The sequence below is a fragment of the Oceanirhabdus sp. W0125-5 genome (assembly GCF_027938815.1).
Classification (GTDB): Bacteria; Bacillota; Clostridia; order Clostridiales; family Clostridiaceae; genus Oceanirhabdus.
On sequence record NZ_CP115913.1, the window covers coordinates 5,533,734 to 5,554,236 of the forward strand.

At 27.9% G+C, this 20,503-nt stretch carries 21 protein-coding genes and 1 pseudogene; 2 read left to right on the forward strand and 20 right to left on the reverse strand.

The window, feature by feature from the left end:
• Positions 1-55: 55 nt before the first annotated feature.
• On the forward strand, positions 56-1,339 hold the full coding sequence (locus OW730_RS25725) for a DEAD/DEAH box helicase (RefSeq protein WP_271226914.1): 1,284 nt from the start codon (positions 56-58) through the stop codon (positions 1,337-1,339).
• Between the two features lie 516 nt (positions 1,340-1,855).
• Here the strand turns inward: OW730_RS25725 and OW730_RS25730 are convergent.
• From OW730_RS25730 to OW730_RS25810, 18 genes and pseudogenes are all read right to left on the reverse strand, one after another.
• Positions 1,856-2,044 carry a DUF6440 family protein gene (locus tag OW730_RS25730; RefSeq protein WP_271226915.1) on the reverse strand — a complete coding sequence of 63 codons (189 nt, stop codon included), beginning with the start codon at positions 2,042-2,044 and terminating at the stop codon, positions 1,856-1,858.
• 36 nt (positions 2,045-2,080) lie between these two features.
• Positions 2,081-3,175 (reverse strand): ABC transporter permease, encoded by a 1,095-nt coding sequence (locus OW730_RS25735; RefSeq protein ID WP_271226916.1) that lies wholly within the window; start codon positions 3,173-3,175, stop codon positions 2,081-2,083.
• Entirely contained in the window at positions 3,175-4,347 is a 1,173-nt protein-coding gene (locus OW730_RS25740) for an ABC transporter permease (RefSeq protein WP_271226917.1), read from the reverse strand. Before OW730_RS25740 ends, OW730_RS25735 begins: the two co-directional genes overlap by 1 nt.
• 12 nt (positions 4,348-4,359) lie before the next feature.
• Complete coding sequence (locus OW730_RS25745) at positions 4,360-5,298, reverse strand: ABC transporter ATP-binding protein (protein WP_271226918.1); 939 nt, start codon at positions 5,296-5,298, stop codon at positions 4,360-4,362.
• Between the two features lie 505 nt (positions 5,299-5,803).
• Positions 5,804-6,454, reverse strand: a complete 651-nt coding sequence (locus OW730_RS25750) for a response regulator transcription factor (protein WP_271226919.1) — start codon at positions 6,452-6,454, stop codon at positions 5,804-5,806.
• A 27-nt stretch (positions 6,455-6,481) separates the two neighbouring features.
• Positions 6,482-7,666: a sensor histidine kinase gene (locus OW730_RS25755; RefSeq protein WP_271229630.1), complete on the reverse strand. Its 1,185-nt coding sequence runs from the start codon at positions 7,664-7,666 to the stop codon at positions 6,482-6,484.
• Positions 7,667-7,809: 143 nt separating this feature from the next.
• On the reverse strand, positions 7,810-8,565 hold the full coding sequence (locus OW730_RS25760; RefSeq protein WP_271226920.1) for a CPBP family intramembrane glutamic endopeptidase: 756 nt from the start codon (positions 8,563-8,565) through the stop codon (positions 7,810-7,812).
• Positions 8,566-8,580: 15 nt separating this feature from the next.
• The gene (locus OW730_RS25765; protein WP_271226921.1) at positions 8,581-9,354 is read right to left on the reverse strand and encodes a hypothetical protein; all 774 of its coding nucleotides are present in this window, start codon (positions 9,352-9,354) and stop codon (positions 8,581-8,583) included.
• Between the two features lie 97 nt (positions 9,355-9,451).
• The gene (locus OW730_RS25770) at positions 9,452-10,693 is read right to left on the reverse strand and encodes a YARHG domain-containing protein (RefSeq protein WP_271226922.1); all 1,242 of its coding nucleotides are present in this window, start codon (positions 10,691-10,693) and stop codon (positions 9,452-9,454) included.
• Positions 10,694-11,006: 313 nt separating this feature from the next.
• The gene (locus OW730_RS25775; RefSeq protein WP_271226923.1) at positions 11,007-12,515 is read right to left on the reverse strand and encodes an Ig-like domain-containing protein; all 1,509 of its coding nucleotides are present in this window, start codon (positions 12,513-12,515) and stop codon (positions 11,007-11,009) included.
• Between the two features lie 258 nt (positions 12,516-12,773).
• On the reverse strand, positions 12,774-13,403 hold the full coding sequence (locus OW730_RS25780; protein ID WP_271226924.1) for a hypothetical protein: 630 nt from the start codon (positions 13,401-13,403) through the stop codon (positions 12,774-12,776).
• 144 nt (positions 13,404-13,547) lie between these two features.
• Positions 13,548-14,357 (reverse strand): RNA-guided endonuclease TnpB family protein, encoded by an 810-nt coding sequence (locus OW730_RS25785; RefSeq protein WP_333781247.1) that lies wholly within the window; start codon positions 14,355-14,357, stop codon positions 13,548-13,550.
• Positions 14,350-14,748 (reverse strand): helix-turn-helix domain-containing protein, encoded by a 399-nt coding sequence (locus OW730_RS26895; protein ID WP_333781248.1) that lies wholly within the window; start codon positions 14,746-14,748, stop codon positions 14,350-14,352. The genes OW730_RS25785 and OW730_RS26895 overlap by 8 nt, the downstream gene beginning before the upstream one ends.
• Before the next feature lie 151 nt (positions 14,749-14,899).
• Positions 14,900-15,922 carry a putative ABC transporter permease subunit gene (locus OW730_RS25790; protein WP_271226925.1) on the reverse strand — a complete coding sequence of 341 codons (1,023 nt, stop codon included), beginning with the start codon at positions 15,920-15,922 and terminating at the stop codon, positions 14,900-14,902.
• A pseudogene (locus OW730_RS25795) lies at positions 15,915-16,211 on the reverse strand (ABC transporter ATP-binding protein); the annotation flags it as partial. The gene OW730_RS25790 and the pseudogene OW730_RS25795, both read right to left, overlap by 8 nt.
• A gap of 161 nt (positions 16,212-16,372) precedes the next feature.
• The gene (locus tag OW730_RS25800; protein WP_271226926.1) at positions 16,373-17,680 is read right to left on the reverse strand and encodes a methyl-accepting chemotaxis protein; all 1,308 of its coding nucleotides are present in this window, start codon (positions 17,678-17,680) and stop codon (positions 16,373-16,375) included.
• A 161-nt stretch (positions 17,681-17,841) separates the two neighbouring features.
• Positions 17,842-17,979 carry a hypothetical protein gene (locus OW730_RS25805; RefSeq protein ID WP_271226927.1) on the reverse strand — a complete coding sequence of 46 codons (138 nt, stop codon included), beginning with the start codon at positions 17,977-17,979 and terminating at the stop codon, positions 17,842-17,844.
• 25 nt (positions 17,980-18,004) lie between these two features.
• Positions 18,005-18,931 (reverse strand): permease, encoded by a 927-nt coding sequence (locus tag OW730_RS25810; RefSeq protein WP_271226928.1) that lies wholly within the window; start codon positions 18,929-18,931, stop codon positions 18,005-18,007.
• 140 nt (positions 18,932-19,071) lie between these two features.
• Here OW730_RS25810 and OW730_RS25815 point away from each other — a divergent pair, with 140 nt between their 5' ends.
• Entirely contained in the window at positions 19,072-19,410 is a 339-nt protein-coding gene (locus OW730_RS25815; RefSeq protein ID WP_271226929.1) for a winged helix-turn-helix transcriptional regulator, read from the forward strand.
• 217 nt (positions 19,411-19,627) lie between these two features.
• Here OW730_RS25815 and OW730_RS25820 read toward each other — a convergent pair whose 3' ends face one another.
• Together OW730_RS25820 and OW730_RS25825 are read right to left on the reverse strand one after the other, a co-directional pair.
• Complete coding sequence (locus tag OW730_RS25820) at positions 19,628-19,903, reverse strand: hypothetical protein (protein WP_271226930.1); 276 nt, start codon at positions 19,901-19,903, stop codon at positions 19,628-19,630.
• Positions 19,904-20,023: 120 nt separating this feature from the next.
• Positions 20,024-20,389 carry an MmcQ/YjbR family DNA-binding protein gene (locus tag OW730_RS25825; RefSeq protein ID WP_271226931.1) on the reverse strand — a complete coding sequence of 122 codons (366 nt, stop codon included), beginning with the start codon at positions 20,387-20,389 and terminating at the stop codon, positions 20,024-20,026.
• Positions 20,390-20,503: the final 114 nt, after the last annotated feature.

The following is a 20,503-nucleotide window of genomic DNA, read 5'->3' on the forward strand; positions in this document are numbered from 1 at the left end:
AAAATTACATGACGTTAATAATACATATATAATACTGAAGTTAAGGAGATTTTTTATGGCAAATACTTTTGAAACTCTAGGATTAAATCCTAAATTAATAGACGGTTTAAAAAAATCATCAATCACAACTCCAACAGAAATCCAAAGCAAAGTTATCTCATTAGCTATTGAAAACAATGATATTATAGGAGAATCAATGACTGGAAGTGGTAAAACATTAGCTTATTTACTTCCAATATTCCAAAGAATAGATGCAACAAAAAAAGATTTACAAGCAATCATCTTAGCTCCAACACATGAATTAGTTCAACAAATTAAAAATGAAATTGAACTACTTGCAAAGAATTCTGATATACCAGTAAAATCTGCTGCCATAATAGGTGAAGTAAACATCAAAAGACAAGTTGAGGCTTTGAAAAATAAACCTCACATTGTTGTTGGCTCAACGGGCAGAATACTTGAGTTAATTGGAATGAAAAAATTAAAACCTCATAATGTTAAAACTATCGTAATTGACGAGTGCGACCGAATGCTTGATGAAAATAATATAAGTAATGTTAAAGCAGTAATAAAGACAACTCTTAGAGATCGTCAACTTATGGCATTCTCAGCATCTGTAAATGAAGCAAGTGTTAAGGAAGCTAGAGAATTGATGAAATCACCAAAAGAGATTTTTGTTAAAACATCACTAGAAGCTACTACCATAGAACATATATATATCGAATCTGAACAGAGAAAGAAATTTAAAATACTTAGAAAAGCAATATATGCTTCAAAGATGAAAAAATCAATAGTCTTCATTAATAAAAATGAACTGATTCAAGATATTACAGCTCAGTTAAAACATCATAACTTTAAGGTCGTTTCCCTTTTTGGAAATGCTTCAAAAGAAGATAGAAAAATAGCATTAAAAAGTCTTAGAACCGGCAAAGCCAATATCCTAGTTTCTTCAGATTTAGCCGCTAGGGGACTAGATGTAAAAGGATTAACTCATGTTTTCAATCTTGATATTCCTGAAGATTTCAAAGAATATGTTCATAGAGCTGGAAGAACAGGTCGTGCTGGAAAATCCGGTATGGTTGTTTCAATAGCAACAGAAATAGAAGTTGCTCAATTAAAGAAAATATCTAAAAAATTCAACATTAAGATAGAAGAGAAAGATCTTTCTGAAGGAAAAGTCGTTGATAAAACTTCTAAAAAGAATTATGATAGTTTCAAAAAAAGGACTGATTCCAAAAAGCCTTATAAAGGTCAGAAGACTACTGGTTCTAAAAAGTCAGATAGTATGAAGAAAACTTCAGATTCAAAACGACCACATAACTTTAAGAAAACAAAATAGTACTATATGTGTAGAACATATACTTATTTTATGCTATAATGAAAAAGCTTTTCCAAAAATAAAATCCTTGGTATTTACCAAGGATTTTATCTTTCTTTAGTTATCTACAATTAATTGTTATTACATATAAACATACTTTTAAAACTTATCCACATTTCAAGTTCTAATTTAATCTCAACTGTGTATAACTTATGATTTCATGTGAATAATTGTGGATATTTTCAGAAATTTATTTTAATTCACTTGATTATACGAAATCCTAGATAGTTTTTTATATATTTTCATAGCTTCTTCTATAGTAGAACATGGTGCTGAGATTAAATATCCATCTTTTTATCATCAATATATATCACTCCTCGAAACTTATCACCTTTAAATCCATCCCTTTTCACCTTTTTCTTTTTCTAGTAAGCACCATTTATAATTATCAGTAACAGAAATATTATCAATCTCTTATCTCATCATATGATAAAGTTATTTCTATTAAATTCTATTTACTCTTAGATAACTTTCAATTTATCTATCAACTACTACCTTTCTCTCTGAATCCAATAGTGGTGTAATTGAATTCTCCCCTGTTCCAGCAGTCATTAAATAATTAACTCCTGTCTGAGTATCAATTACAATATATATTCCAACACCAACTCCTAATAAATGTTCTTCTTTAATCACAAATCGCTTTTCTTTTTTCTCTTTACCAAACATGTATAACTCCTCCCTAAAATCTGATTCTGAATTTATCTATTTATTAACATAATCCCTTAACTTATAATTCCCTGCCGTAAATAAAGCTAATGCCATCAATAATAACACAAAAACATTAGGAAATAATTGAGAGTTTTCCAAACTAGTTAATGCCCAGTATTGAGGGGTAAATTTAGCTAGATTTATAAGTATCCACGGAATATTTGTTAACATATCTGATGCTAAAGCTATCAAACTTATAAAGAAAGTTACAATACAAATTAAAATTGTTATGAGTGATGCAACTGTTGGTTCATTAATTATCCTGGTAATAAATACACCGAGGCTTATAGAAAACATACTTGTTAATATTATATTTATTAAAGCTATGTGGAAATTCATTAAGGAATATCCTAATATGAATTTTCCTAATACCAAAATCAAAGTATATATAACTATCTGCTGTAGAAGCATTGCTAAATATATACTTCCTATTACTTCATACCCTTTATTAGGTGTGGTTACAGCCCTAGATAATATCCTGTGTTTTTTTAAGTTTAAGATTTCTGTACCTATTCCGCTAGATGATAAAATTATAAAATAAATTATTAGCATGGTAGCAAGAAACAAGTTTTTACCTACACGCCTTTTATATGGCTTCACTTCACTTTTAATTATTCCTTTTGAAAGTTCCTCTTTATCTTCAATAATATCCTTTTTTAATAAAAGCTCTTCTCTTATTCTTTTATTTACTTTATCACTTATATTCATCTCAAAGAGTAAAGTACTATTACCTTCTTCTCTTTTAAAACTCTTGATGATTGGTTTAACACCATTCTTTATTTCTTCAGTAAACTCTTTTGGTATTCTATACACTACCACCACATCATTATTTTCTAAAAGCTCCATTGCTTTCTCATCTTCATTATAGAATACATATTTATTTATATTTAATTCCTTCAATATTTCAGAAGCATAAGTGCCTTCATCATTTACGCTATATGCTGCCTCTATATCTGGTGATGATTTACCCCCGAAATCAAAGCTAATTCCAATGAGTAAAACCAAGGGCATTAAAAAGGAAAATGCAATAGTTTTAGGATCTTTGATCATTCTTTTGAAATATATTAAGCTAATTCTTAAAACCTTCATTACTCATTCCCCCATTTTATTCTAACTTTAATTAGACTAACTATATAGAATAGAATTGCTACTATAATTATTAAACATAGATACAATTTAGTTGATTCTAATGAATTATAAATAAGAAAATTTTTATATGCTTTATTTATAAGCACATCTGGAGAATACTTTCCTAAAGTTCTAAGAAAAACATTATCTCTAATGGAGTCCTGTGACATGAACATTCCTCCAGCAACAATCTGATAAATTAATAGTGTATTCATTACAATAGTTCCTGATTTCTTTTTGAAAAATGCCATAAAAAATCCTGTTACTGCTGTTACTAATATACTCTGTACAAAAGTTATCAATATAAGTAATGGTATTGAACCCTTAAAGGATAATCCCATAACTCTATAACCAAATACATATAGTAAATTAAAAATAACTGCCATAATATAGATTGATACCAAGCCATAGTTAAAGTACTCCGTTCTAGTTATAGCTGTTGACATTATCCTTCTACTTATTCCAATCTCCGTCTCTATATATTGTGAACTAGCTAAGGTCATTATTAACATAATAAATAAAAAACCAAGGAATGTTATAGAATAATACTCATATGAAGTAAAGTTTTTTCTTGTTTTTATTATGCTCCCTTCTATTAAGCTTGCGCTATATACACTCTTTATTTCATTATTTATATTTTGAAATAATTCCTCCTTTTCCTGTTGAGAAATATCCTTATTATCTATATTCCTCTTTATAAGGTATTGGTAACTAATTTCTTCATTATACTTATCTAATAATCCTGAAATTATAGTTGAAGATCTTTTTGTTCCAGAGTCCTTTTCATTAATTTCTATATTAAATTCCTTTAAAGACATTAAACTATTTTCATATCCATTTGGAATTAATATTTCAAGTTTTATCTTTTCTCCATCTTCTTTTATTTCAATGATTTTCTTCATCTCATTGCTGTTGAAAAATTCTATTAAAGTCTTTGACGCTTTCGAATTATCTTCATCTTTAATTGTAATCATAATTGGCTTAATATTACTTGGTTGTGTAAATGAATCACTTAAAATATATGACATTATGACTCCTAAAGCTATAGGAAATACCATAAAAACAAATACAAAGATTGGAAACTGTTTTATTATACTTATCATTGCTACTTTAACAAATGCCTTCAACTTCATACTTAACACCTCCTAATCCCTTAATTTTTTTCCTGTTAAGGCTAGGAATACTTCTTCCAATGAAGGTTCCTCAAAATTTATTCCTTTAATTTTCACATTATAACTTTGTATGATTTTTAATAGTCCTTCTAACTTAAAATAATTTTCTTCTACTAAGAGTTTGATTAATCCATCTTCTTCACTGCAATCCTTAACACCATCTATTGATTTAAATTTTAGTAGCATCTCTCCTGTATACTCATTTAATTTTAAGATAACCTTATTTTTATCACTAATCATTGATTTAACTTGTTTTTTACTACCATAAGCTATTTCATTTCCAAGGTCCATTATAAAGATTTTATTACACAGAAGATCTACTTCTTCCATATAATGAGATGTATATATAACCGTTGTCTTATATTCTCTATTAATTCTTTTAGTAAATTCAAAAATATGATTTCTAGATTGTGGGTCTATACCAACAGTAGGTTCATCCATTATCAATATTTTTGGATGGTGCATTATTGCTGCTGCTATATTAAGCCTTCTTTTCATTCCTCCTGAAAATTTCTTTATCTTTTCCTTTTTCTTTTCCAAAAGCCCTGTTATTTCCAATGCTTCATTTATTCTTTCCTTAAGCAAAGCTCCCTTTAGTCCATATAGACTTCCGAAAAATTCAAGATTATCATAGGCTGAAACACTTTCAAACAACGCTACCTCCTGTGGAACAAGACCGATATGCTCCTTTGCCTTCAGAGGATTCTTTTTTATACAATGACCTCCAATGGTTATCTCTCCTCCATTGCTTTCCCAGAGCCCTGTCATTATATTTATTAATGTGGATTTTCCTGCTCCATTAGGACCAATAAGTCCAAATATATCCCCTTCCTCAACTGAAAAAGATATATTATCTAAAACTAATTTATCATCAAAACGCTTTGTAACATTTCTTACTTGAATTGAACTCATAAAACTCCTCCTATAATTTACTTTATTCAACATCCCTAAACTTACGTTTTACCCCCTACATACTTAACTCTTAATTATATAATAGAATATTTGAAAAACTTTTACTATTGTCCTAGGTAATAAAAAAAAGCGACTTAAGTCACTTTAAAAGTCATGTCTACATATTCCATGCTCAAAATTGATTTATTCAAATGGATTAATTGTATTATAACCACCAATACACAAAGCGTATGTTAAAAGAAATGTATAATGTATAATGGATAATTGATAATTGATAATGTATAATGATAGATGTTTCTGCTTACTCAGAAACTACATTTTATTGGTCTTTAAGATAAAAAATATTACTCATTTTATCTGTGATAAAATATTGTATTTAAGCTACAATGTTTCATATGAATCAAACGAGTAAACCCTTTATTGTCCAAGGAACAATAAAGTTAAGATTTCTCATAGAGAAATGTCCATCATTCTCCATTCTACATTATCAATTATACATTCGCTTTTATTTTACAATTCCGCTCTTAAATGCAAAAATAACTATTTGAGTTCTATCTCTTAAATCTAATTTAGATAAGATTGAACTAATATTATTTTTAATAGTCCCTTCTGAAAGGTGCAACTTCTGCCCTATTTCTTTATTTGTTAATCCATTTGCTATTTCTTGAATTATTGTTACTTCCCTCTCAGTTAAACCATATTTACGACTAACCTCTTCCTCACTACATTTATTACCCAAACCATTGTCTATAAATTTATTTGCTACGTCTTGATGTACCACAACATTTCCTTTAAAAGATGCCTTAATTCCCTCATAGAGCAAATCATAGGAGCTATCCTTTAAAAGATACCCAGAAGCTCCATGCTTTAGGGCTTCATGTATATATTCTCCATCGTTAAAGGTAGTTAAAATTAAAACCTTTATATCTTTAAATTCTTCTTTTATTATTCTAGTTCCTAAAACACCATCGCATTTAGGCATTCTAATATCCATAAGTACAACATCTACATCATTTTCCCTACAACTATTAAGAGCTTCCTCTCCATTTTCACAAAGTGCCACAACTTCAATATCACTATATGTAGAAAGAATTATCTTTAATCCATCTCTTATTAACTTCTCATCATCTGCTATAACAATCCTAATTTTCTCCATAACCGTCCCCCTATAACTTAAAAATGATTATCTATTTATTTCATAAATTTCATTTTTAACTTTCATATCTTTACGATTTAATACAACCTTTAGGAAAAACCCTTCATTTTTTTTACTGTTATATTGTACTCTTCCACCAAGTTCATTTACTCTCTCATATATACTAGTAAGTCCAACACCTTTTATAACTTTATCAGTACCATCTCCGTTATCCTTCATGGTAATAATCAAATTATCTTTATTAAAAGTCATAAATATATTAACTCTATTCGCTTGTCCATGTCTTAATGAATTGGAAAGGAACTCTTGAACAACTCTATAAATTACAAAAGATTGGTCTGTGTTTAATGTCCACTTTTCCTTTGTAAATCCAAGTCTAACATCAACACCTGTAAGCTTAGTGAAATTTTTAATCAGTTCTTCTACTGCTAATATACCTGCGTATTTTTCATATTCCTCTGGCTTTAATTGTCTTACTGCATCTCGTACCTCTTGTAGACTATTTTTTGCATACTCTCTTAAGTTACTTGCTATCCCTGCAGCAACTTCACCATCCTGCTTTGCTATCTTCTCTACAGCACCAAGCTGAATCATTATGGTAGATAAATTATGACCAACACTATCATGTATTTCTCTAGATATTCTGTTTCTCTCACGTAGAAGAGTTAATTCTTCAATAGAGTTTGCATAAGCTTCTAAGTCTTTGTTAGCTTTCTTTAATTTTTCCTCTGAAATCCTAAGCTTATCATATAAATTTTCTGCATTTATTTTTCTATTATTTTCTTCTTTTATATATGTAGATGATACAATTAAAATTATTAATGCTGAAACACTTGATATAATCTCACTTATACTAGCATTATTAATAACAAAAACCATTATTGATATAGTTACTCCATTTATTATATAACTTAATATTCCTTTTAAAAGAAAAGCTCCATCTAATACAGTTATAAAAAAATAAAAGAATCCTATTCCACCGTAATTTTTATAACAAACATATGATAATATCAACTCTAATATTATAGATCCAATAACTATAAATTTCTTTTTATTAAAAATAAAAAATCTTACCTGATTATTTATTATATATAGAAGCATTAATATAACAGCATAAGCATCAACATTATCTTTTCGAAATATTACTATTCCAAATACAAGTATCATTATAGCTATATTTCTTCCTATTATTAAGAATTTGCTATTTTCCATATTTTCACCTATTCCAAAATTAGTTAATCTCTTATTTATTTTAAATAGTACCATATTTTGTAATTTAGTTCAATTTATTCACATCATCTATTAGCATAATAATTAAGCCCGTCTATACGGACAGGCTTAAGTTTAACTTATATTTATTTTTCTGTATCAAGCTCCACTAAATTTTTAGCATCCTTTTTAAAACCCTTTATATAAAAATATAATACCAACAGTGCGATTACTACAAACCTAAATCCTATTCCTATTACTCCTCCCTCTGGTCCATATGCACCACCAGAAAGAAATTCACTTCCCACTATATAGTTCTGTGATATTAAGCTCTGAAAAGTTAATCCACTCACTGGAAAACCTAACAAAGGTCCTTGGAAAAAGTTCCATGCAAAATGAAGCCCAAAAGGCATCCACAGACTTTTACTTCCTAAAAAAGCTATGGAATACATTACTCCACCTATCCCATTACTTATTATAGAAATTGTTGTTGCATGTGGATTACCTGCATGCATTAGTCCAAATATAATACCTGTCAGTAAAACCGCTATATATTTTTTACGAAACACAGTTATCATACCATTTAACATAACTCCACGAAAAATTACTTCTTCAGAAAGTGCATAAAAAGCGATTAATAAAAATACTTTCAATAATTCATTATCAAATTGATTTATTTTTATAAAATTTATTAAGTTTAAATTTAGTTCAACTCCATATATACCTGCCATAGCAATAAATCCAATTAATATTCCAATAGAAATCTCTATAAAGGTATTTTTACCAAACTTCATCCCTATAGCACCCTTTACCGATATTTTATTTTTCTTCCAATTTAATATAGCTCCTATGCAAAATATGATCATTAGAATTATTGCAATTAAATTAAAAAATTCCTTCATAGCTATCTCCTTTCTTTATTCAAATAATTGCTTAATAAACTTTTCTTGTTCCTCATCAATATTCTTTCCACCTGGTGTCATATGAAATAACACTTCATCATTTTCCCATAATCCGCCAATAGATAGTACCACATGGTTGGCACATTTTTTTAACATCTCAAATTGTATATCTAAATCATTTGTGCTATACAATTTATTTATTATTTTAAATAGTTCAAAATCATTATTTTTAATATAGTTAAGATGAGTTTTTGGCTTTCCTACTTCTAAATTATTAATTCTTGCATAACATTCTAAATACCAGTCAAAAGAAGAAAATATAAAATACTTAGAATATAATTGATTTTCATGTAATCTGTGTTCTAATTTATCTATGATATGTTTTGAAATAAACCTAAACATATTGTTTTCAAAATCAGATAAATCTTCTGGTACTTTCCAAGTTGTTTTTATCCTCTTCAAAAGATTTTTAGTTATATCATCTCTATCAAATAGTATTGTACAATTTAAATGAACAAATAAAAATGGATTAGATGGAGTATCTGTTTCAAAATCTCCCACAGATAGAATCATACAATCAACTGGTATTCCTGCAATATGGAAATGTACCCCTGAAAAGTTATTAGATACTGGCTTATTAAAAATAACAGTTAAATCATAATCTCCACCAATACTCATGTCAGTATGTGTTCTTCCACCGTACTCCACAATTCCTACAATATCTTTTTTCTTTTTTAAGTGTTCGATAAAACTCGTAATATCCTTAAATGAGTTTGTATCCTTTAACATATGATTAACCCCCTAGCAAATCTAAATAATTCATTTTAAAGAAGCTATCAAATTATTTATTGATAACTTCTTTAATCTTTACTAATATATTAATTTTTTAATCTGCAAAACATAATCCATAAAAGTACTCAGCTGGAAAATGTCCAGTATCATTTATGTAATAATTGTCTTCCAGATAGAACCAACCTTTTTCCCCATTTTCCCTTTCAACTAAGCACCATTCTTTATTATCAGTATAAGATATCTTTACAATTTGACCTTCATTTAGAGTTATTCCTTTTTCAGTTTTCTCTCTATTCTTATATAATGTTACAGGATTTAAAACAAAAACGCATGCTCCCATATAATATAGTTCCTGAGGAATGTTTCTAATAATGCCCTCCTCTAATATGAATGTATCTTTATAGAACCATGTGTGAAGTATTTCCCCTCTAGTTCTAGTAACAAAAATTCCATCTCCAGAGAAAATCATATCACCATACGCTCCCTCCGTATTACCAATCTGAATTACTTCACCATCATATCGGTAAAACACAGAAGTGTAATCCTCACTGGGTCCTGAATCACTAACAATTATCTCTTTAAATTTATCATTTTCATCTATATCAACTATAGCAAAGGTTTCAAAACCATCTCCTCCAGGAACCTCTACTTTCTCATCATTAATTGATAAATAATACTCATTGTACTCTGCATAAACTTTTTCATACAGAATCTTTTCTTCTACACCATCATCATTTAAATCACAATAGACTACTTCATTCGAATTATAAATTTCATATGGGTGATTCTTTATAATTTTGCGATTATTATCATTTTGCGATGATTCTATATATGACTGAGGGAAATGTCTATTCTCAATGAAAATCAAGAAATTAATATTATACCACTCTAGTTCTGTAAGTTCATCCATACTCATATTCTCTTTTGGTATATACCATGATTTATTTGAAAAGTATTCTTTATACTTATTCTGTTTAAATACATAACCATGTCTTGCAAAAATTTCATTTTTAGCTAAATCAATTCCCTCTCTATCCAAATCTCTATATTTACTCATTAAATCATATATATCTTGATCAGTAAGTTTTCTTTCGCTACTAAATGATAATACATACTCATCTTCTTTATTAGTATCATTTTTATTATCAATACTTTCTGATGTTTCCATTGTTTCATGGTTTCCCTGGTTAATCTTTTTTTCATCAGTTTCTTCATTGGATTCTTTACTCTCAATATTAATTTCACCTTTTATTGAATTTACAGGATTATTTTTATCGTTATTACATGAGCCCAAAAAAACAACAAAAATAATTGCTATTACTATTAATTTTTTCATATCATCACTCTTTCATATATTGATTATTCATTAGTAATGATAGCAAAAAAACACGCACAAATATTTACAATTTTATTACATATTAGCACTCAACCTCCTATAAGTAAGTTAATTTAGTAATTGTCTTTGTTGTAGGAAATAGGAAAAGCAGTGCTTCCTATAATTTTAATCGTGATGAATTTATAAAATATTCATTTTTCTAGTATTCTAAAAGGGCTGTTTCAAAATGATTAATTTAATCATTTTGAGACAGCCCCTTTAGATTTTTATAAATCATAAACAATTAATTATTTAATATCATTTTCGTTACTTTTTATTTAGTTATTATTAAATTCTTTTCTCCTTCAATACTCTTTACTTTTTCTAATTTGTTCATAGAATAAATATTATTATCATTGACTACATATACATCTTCTTCGGTAATAATTAATTCCGGCTTGTTCCCATTTAAGTATAACAATGATGTCATAAGTAATCCTTTATCTCTGCTACTACCATTTTTAAAAACAACAGTTTGATCTGCAGTTAATATAGAATGATGTACTTTCAATACACGTTTATCTCCAATATTATTTTTTATCCAATTAACAATATTTTCCTCATCTCTTAATTCTTTTGATAACTCATTAACCCTTGGACCTAATAAAGAAGCTTTTAAGTAAATATTAGGGTTATGCACATCTAAAGATTGTTGAGTGTATCTTTGTTTTTCAAGGTTTTCTTCATAAGTATAAATATCCTTTTTATCTAAATTATTTGTACTAAGTAATTGTTCAATAAAGCTTCCCTCTGAATTAAATATTGAATCACTTATTTTAATATTGCCTGAATATGAATACTTTTCATGATAAAATGCTATAAAATTAGTATTATATAAATCTTCTTTAATAGTGTCATTAATCTTTAAAATCCTATTATTATCAATTTTATAATATTCATCATTGTACTTAAATAAACAGATAGTATGACCTCTCTTTGCTAACAAAAAATAATTTTCTTGTTCAAGTCCATTGTTTCTCATTAAACTACAAACAAATCTTGCAATTGCAGTACATTTACCTGTATATCTACCTGTATAAACTTCCATAGCCTTCATTTCACTTGGAGTTAATGTTTTGTATACTGCACAACCATATTTGCTTCCCCATGGATCTTTACCTGGTTCATTTCTAAATTGTGATAAGCCTTGCGTATGGACAATATTATTTTTTGCCCATTTAGATATTGTAGAAACTATATCTCCATCAGCTACATCTTTTTTTATTATCTCACTTATATTATTTATTTCTGGATCATTTATACAAGCATTATGCAATTCAGTTAATGACTTATAATTAAATGATCTATCTAAATCAATAAGCCATTTATTAATCAATGTTATTAATTCTGTTTCATTAAAATATTCATCAACTGAACTTTCTGTGTTTTCTTTATCCTTTGTTGTAAATTTAATTTTAAATGGTTGTGATACGCTTCTATCATCACTATCTTTTATATTCTTAACACATATATAGTATTTAGAATCTGGTTGATATTCTTCCTTTGGTTTTAAAATCACCACTTTATCTTTTATTTCATATGTACAATCTATCTTATCTCCTAATGCGCTAATTATATAAATAGTATCCTCATTAACATTTTCCTTGTTTATTCTTTCATTAAACTCTATTTCAAAGCTTTTATCTAAATCAACCTTTTCTTTTTCAGATAAAACTTTAATTTGTTGAGCATTCTCATCCCTTTTAACATTGTTAGAGCACCCAAATAGAAAAATAGATACCATTACAGCTATAATTAGTTTTGATAAAATTACCTTCTTCATTTCTCTTCCCCCTAGTAAATATAACAATTTTAATTAACATCAAAGTACACTATATAATTTCTTTTTCAATATTATATAATCTTTACTGAATGTTAGATGATTTATTTTCTATGTTATACATTTTTATCTCTATATTATACAATTTCTTCATTTCTTTTACAAAATACAGTTATTATTCCACATTATCACTCATGAGCTTCATTCCTTATAAACTACTAAAAAAACTAGCATATTTTCACATGCTAGGCTTTTTACATATTATAATTTCATTTTTTTAATCAATTTAACTCCAACAGTTGATACTACATAATAAAGTATAAAATCAATAACTAGATATATTGCAAAGATAGATAAAAAAGCATTTCTTTCAGAAGGATTTATTTTAATAGTCATATACGCTGTTAAAACTCCAACACACACACATACTAACATACTAATCATTACAGTTATATTCTGTTTAACCACCTTCTGCTCACTATCCCAATTAAGCTTAGGAAAGTTAAGATCCAGAAGAATTCCTGTAAATGAAGTAAACAATACTCCTAATATACACAATATTCCTGAAGCTACTAGCATATATATTGATGGCTTTATAAGTATAGCAGAAGCAATAAGTATAATAATGGTCATTAAACTCCCCATGACTACCGCAGATAAAACCTTAGCCATTAACTGTGTTTTAAAGCTAACAGGAAGATATTTTATAACATAAAGATTCTTACCTTCTCTTGATATAGCTGTAGATGATATTCCATTCATACTTGATAGTATTACTGCTGCAGCAAAGATTATCACTAAAAATATTGAACTATTTCCACTCTGTAACATCTCTCCTACTTGTTTAAGATCTCCTGCATTTTCAGGGCTAATAAGCATAGGTATTAACATAATCAAAGGCAGTGAACTCTCCCTCCACTTACTCACGCTGAAGTGGGGGCTTCTTGGTGTATCCAAGAACTTTTCCTGCTTCACAGATTTCGCAATCTACTTTCTCCACAGGCAATCCCCGTAAGACCTACGGTTCTTATTTTTTTAGGCTATTTCTAATAACCCTTGCTTCAAGATATTCCTACTGGCATTTATATCCCTATCATGAATGCTATCGCATTTAGGACATTTCCATTCTCTTATATACAGTGGCATTTCATCTAAAACATGACCACAATTATTGCATGTTTTAGATGATGGATACCATCTATTTATTTTATGAATTTTTCTTCCATGCCATTTTGCTTTATAATCTAGAATAGTGACAAATTTATACCAACTTACATCTGAAATACTTTGAGCTAATTTATCATTCTTCATCATATTTTTAACTGATAAATCTTCAAGAATTATAACTTGATTATCGCTTATAATTCTTTTAGATAGCTTATGGATGAAGTCTAATCTTTGATTAGATATACGTTCATGTAGTCTAGCAACCTTTATTCTTTGCTTATTCCAATTGTTACTGCCTTTTTCTTTACTACTTAATTTTCTTTGTTCCTTTGCCAATTTATCTAATGACTTTTTTAGATACTTAGGATTTTGAATCTTTTCACCATTTGATAATATTGCAAAATGACATAACCCTAAGTCTATACCAACATTCCCCGATACTTTTTTTAATGGCTCTATCTTTGTTTCAACACATATAGATACAAAATATTTACCACTTGATGTTTTAGAAACAGTAGCGTTTATTACTCTACCTTCAAAATATCTATGAATTTTTGCATTAACATATTTCAATTTAGGCAGTTTTATTTTATCTTTTTTTATTTCAATATTGTTATTCACAAAATTACTTGTATATGTTTTATATAGATATCTCAGTTCAATACTTGATTTATACATGTACAAAAATCGTAGAACCATCGATATTTTGATACATGTATAAATCAAATTTCACGGTAGAATCTCTATAGTTGTCTCTTTTACTTTTGAATTTTGGTCTGTCGGCTCTACCTTCAAAGAAATTTTTGAATGCAGCATCAAGATTTCTTAGTGACATCTGCAGTGATGTACTATCAACTTCTTTAAGCCATACAAGTTCTTTTTTCATACTTGGTAATTGATTTTGTTGTTCTGTATATTTCATACATCTTTTTTCAGCTTTATATATTTCATTCCTTTGGTTTAAGAAATGATTATATACATATCTTGAACAACCAAAAGATTTTTCAATAATCTCTATTTGATTTTCATTTGGATACATTCTGAATTTATATGCTTTGTTGATTTTCATTACTTTCAACACCTTTACTCTTCAATACAATCATAACGAATCTTAAGAACATTCATTCTTATTATTTCACATTTATGATTTTTTATCCATGTAAAAGTATTAAGATTACGCATTCATCTCCCACTTATAGAAGATGGGAGACTTCTGCTAGTTACGTTAAAAGGCTTACTAAAACACAATTAATAAAATATGCTGGCACTCTAAAGAGATTTTTTAATTCTTTTAATATATAAGTTATTAGCTTAGATCCCTGACTAGCCTTTTTATGCAACTCCTTATCACTTATTCTTTTTCTTCTTGAGTAAGTCTCTGATATTCCAATTACTCCTTTAAAATAAAGTAGTTCCCCTAAGAATAAAAAGAATAATACTACAATCACAGTTAAAATTATAAATAATATTAAATTAATAAACCCATGTAAACTCTGAGACATTACTAATGTATTCACTCCTAAAACAGAGCTGGGAAAGATATTCTTTGCCAGATTTATCAGTGAATTATCACCCTCTGCTATCATCTCCAGTATTTTATCTCCGCTGCTTGCTACTGACTTTTGAATAAATATATTAAACCCTACTATAATAAGGATAGCCAGTATGGAACTTATAGTTCTAAAAGCATCCTTATTTTTGGCAATATTAGTAAATCTCATAATTATCATATCTATAATTGTTGCTATAATAAGTGGTATTATTGGTAAAAGTAAAAATATAATCAAAGCATAAATATAGAATACTACTCCTGCTGAGCTTTTTATTCCATAAGTAATTACTATTGGACCATAAAATATTGCTGTTGTTAAATACTCATAAAGAAGTACCACAGTAAATTTCCCTGATATTATATGCCATGGTTTTAAAGGAATATAAAGTAGGCTTTCAATATCCATACTAAAATAGAATGTATTTAATGAATACAATATTCCAAAAGTAAATACCATCAATGATACCATAGATAAGCCTATTCCTAATATTAATCCCTCTTGATTCATCATTACTAATTGATCATATACTGTACTAATAAATTGACTTATTCCAATTGTTAAAGGTAAGAAAGAAACTATTAAAATTATGGGTATTAAAAATTCTTTAATTGATCTTTTATTTCCCTTATCCACAAAAAAACCGCTGCCATTTTTTAATAATACTCTAGTTAAAGTTAAATATTTATTCATTTTCAGTCATCTCCAAGAACATTTTTTCTAGAGATTGGTCCTCTTTAAAGTGTTCCCTCATTTCCTTTAGAGTTCCACAAAACAGCAGCTTTCCTTTATTAATTATTCCTACTCTATCACATAACTTTTCAGCAACTTCTAAAACATGTGTAGAAAACAAAACTGACTTCCCTCTTTGTGTATGCTCTCTCATCATCTCCTTTAATAGATAAGATGATTTTGGATCAAGACCTGTCATAGGCTCATCAAGAATCCAAACCTCTGGTTCATGAATTAATACACCCATTAATTTGTTTAAGAATTTATTCAAAAGTAATATATTTCCATCTGTTATATATATAATATAACAGACGGAAATCCATTTCAACACTTATTTAGTAAATATAGTATTGAAGCAAAAAAAGATTGAATTCTTATTATCTATAATAAATTCAATCTTCTTGATGTTATCTAATTATATTTGAAAAATTCTTTATATTCTGTTGTGCAACTACATTTCCATTTATCTGAGCTATCTTTTAAGACAGAAATCAATTCGGCTAACTCCTCAATACTTAATCCAACTTCATTATAAAAACTTAATTGTTCATTTAGAACTTTATTAATAGAATTTATTGTATTATCATTATTTTGAGTCGTTACTGAAATATCACTCATTGTATTAGCAATAGCCTCTGAAATTCTTGATTGTTCACTTGATAAACCAGATATCATTCTAATTTCATCTGTTATTTTATCGGTTCGTTCTAATATTGTTTTAAATTCTTCGGTTATATCATTAGATTTCTTAACACTGATATCCATAATGTGCTGATCTTTTCTAATTATTCTGTCTGCATAATTTGCCTTATCTTGAATTTCATTAATTAATAAACTTATTTTAGATATAGAATCATTACTTTTTACAGCTAACTTCTTAATTTCCTCTGTAACTACAGTAAAGCCTTTCCCTCGTTCTCCAGCTCTTGCTGCCTCGATTGCAGCATTTAATGAAAGTAAATTTGTCTGTTCAGAAATACCTTTTATAATGGAACCTATTTCTCCAATATGCTCTGATGAAACTTTTAGTTCAATTATTGCTTGAAACACTTCGTTCATAGCTTCTTTGGATTTAATATTAGCTTCTAAAACATCACTTATTTCTTTTTTTCCAATGCTTACTGAATTCAAAATATCCTTACTACTATCAAAAGCATTTTGTGCTTTTTGCGAAATAACTTGTGTATTACTAGCCATTTCTTGAATACTTGCTGTGACTTCTTCAATATTTCCAGCATTAGCACTGGAAAAACGCGTTAACTCATTTAAATCATTAGTAATTTCATTTATTCCGTTAAAAGCCTGTAATCCTGATATTGATAGTTCATCTACTGATGCTGATAAATTCAAAAAATACTCCTTGTTTTTTAGTATTAAATTATGCATTTTATCTAGAAATAAGTTTATTAATATCGCAATTTCACCCATTTCATCATTATTATGTATATTAATTTTCCCTGTTAATTTTCCTTTAATAGTGTCTTTTAATACATTATTAATTTTGTTTATTGAATTAACTATACATTTTACTAAATCAATTAATATAATTATATTTATCAAAGTTAATAATATCATAAATACTACTATGATATTATTACCCCTTATTTTCTCTATTATTTGCGCTGCAATAAAAACAACTTGTAAACCCAATAATAAAAAAGTCATTGTTAATACTATTAGAATCTTATTTTTAATTTTTATTTTCTTTAAATAATTCATTAATATATCACCACTATATCTTTAGTATTTAATTCATTACACATTCAAATTTTTATTATAAAATCTTTACCAATACAAAATAGCTATCAATATATTTTTCGGCACTTCCTATAAATATTCAAAACCAAGAAGTGCCGAATAGTTCATTTAGTTAATAAAGTCTACTTTTCTAATTTTTGGGGTTTAGAAGCCTCCTCTTTTTTTACTTCTTCCTCCTCTACTATCTCTACTCCACAACTACATCCTCCTGATTTTCCAAATATCTTTTTTAAAATTGACTTTTTTTCTTCTTTTCCCATTTATATTTCCTCCTTAAATTTATATTTATATAACAAATAGATTAAACATATATCCTGAAATTGTAGCTACAAGGAATACTGATACCACAAAAGCAATAACCATTTTTTTCTTAAATATTGTATTTAGTAATGTTACTTCTGGTATACTTGCTCCTGCTCCCCCAATAATAAGAGCCATTATTGCACCAATACTCATACCTGATGCATTAAGTGCTTTTGCTATTGGAATCATAGTTTCCGTCCTAACATACATAGGAACACCAATTATTGCTGAAACAGGTACAGCAAATAAATTTTCTGGTCCTGCAACCTTAGCAATAAAACTTTCAGGTACAAATCCATATATAAATGCACCAACTCCTGCTCCCACAAATAAGAATGGTAGCACCTTTAAAAATAATGAAAATGTATCTTTTAATGCTAATTTAAACACCTTCGCATGCCTTTCTCCCTTTGTTCCTGAAATAACATCATATGTTATTGCTTCATCTGATGCGCCTTTAATAGCAACGTTTTTTATCTGATCTTCCATACCCATTTTTTCTAGTATTATTCCAGCTAAAACTGCAAATATGAAAGTGAAAATTGCATAGATTACTGTAGTTTTAACTCCAAAGAACTTTATAAAAAGTATAATAATCATTGGATTTAATATTGGTGAAGATATTAAAAAGGAGATTGTCCCTCCAAATGGTGCTCCACTTTTAAATAACCCAACTAAAATTGGTATTGTGGAACATGAGCAAAATGGTGTTATCGCTCCTAATGCTGCTCCAAAAATATTTTGAAATCCTTTTTTAGGTTTTGTTAAAACCTTCTTTATTGTTTCTTTTGAAATATATCTCTGAAGCAGTGCTACTAGAAAACTAATTCCAATAAATAATGCAATAAGTTCGCCCATAATAAGCTTAAAGAAATCTAAAGCAACTGTTAAATTATTTATTTCAAACATATTTATATCCCTCTCTTTTTATTTGATTTATTGTGACCACAGGTTTATTATAATTTATATATAAAAAAAGAAAAGTACGCACTTTTTAGTTATTAGTTACTTTTTGGGTACTATAGAAACAGTAAAAAGGAGTTCATATTATGGATATTGACAAAGGTTTAATTGAAAATTTAACTCTTGAAGAATGTGGAATAGAGTTTACTTTATCTAAAATAGGCGGGAAATGGAAACCTCTGATTTTATGGTTTTTAGCTAAGAAGGGAACAAAAAGGTATGGTGAAATCAGACGTTTCATACCTGCTGTTACGAATAAGATGTTAAGTCAACAGTTAAAAGAGTTAGTAAGTGATGAACTTATTCATCGTAAGGATTATAAAGAAATCCCCCCAAAAGTAGAATATAGTATTACAGAAAAAGGCAAAACATTAATTCCACTCTTAGATTTTATGTGTTCCTGGGGATATGAACATAATAAATAACTATAAAAGGATGTGCTTATGCACATCCTTTTCACTCTTTCTCTTTCTTCTTTGTTAATATTTTAAGAACTACATCATAAGAAATCTCAATTAGTCTTTTAATAAAATCCATATCAAAATTTTCATCTGACATATAGATTATTTCAATAATCTATATTTATGTGATACACTGATTTTACCTCATTAAACATTGAACAAAACTCATATCTAAAAAATATTAATACCAACCGTCACAAACTTTCCAATATGAAATTTTATCAAAGTTAATAAAACTCTTCTTTCCACACTTTTCTTTAATAACCAGCACTTTTCTGTCACATTTGCAATATGAACCTAAAAGAATTCCATATAAGCATACGCATTCTTTACCACATTCAACATAGATTTTTACAACTACTTTCTTATGACATCTGTACTCTTTTTGGCAGCAGTGCTTTTCATCACAAAAATCATCACAACAAAGTAAATCATTATATCCTTTATCTTCAAACATTCAGTTATCCTCCTTAAATCAAGCTATCATTTGTTTTTTATATTTCAATATATATTATGAAAATCCATTTCAATTGGTCACATTTATGACATATAATGCAAAAGACCACCATTCTCAAATTTATGAACAGTGGTCTTTAATCTCTTTCTGCTTTTTCTTGGTTAATGATTTAAAAACTAAATCATAAGAAATATCAATTAATTTTTTAATAAAATCTTCTTCTAACGCTCCATCTAAATAAACGGTATTCCAATTATCTTTATTCATGTGATACCCTGGTTTGATTTCATCAAACATTGAACGAAACTCATGTATTTCTTCCTTAGAATACTTTAAGTTAATACTTGTTCTCTCAGGTTCATGTATGTTTATGAGTCCAAACATTTTATCTCCAACCTTAAATACAGGCACAGGAATTTTAAAAGGAACATCCTCAACTGCTCCTGGTTTACTTAAGAAATATTCTCTAACCTTTTCTATCTCCATATTTTCACCCCTAAGTTTTAAATGGTATTTTATACTTTAATACTTTTTACATACATAAATCATTATTAATAATTATATCACCTTACCAAAATAATACACCTATCTTAAAACAAT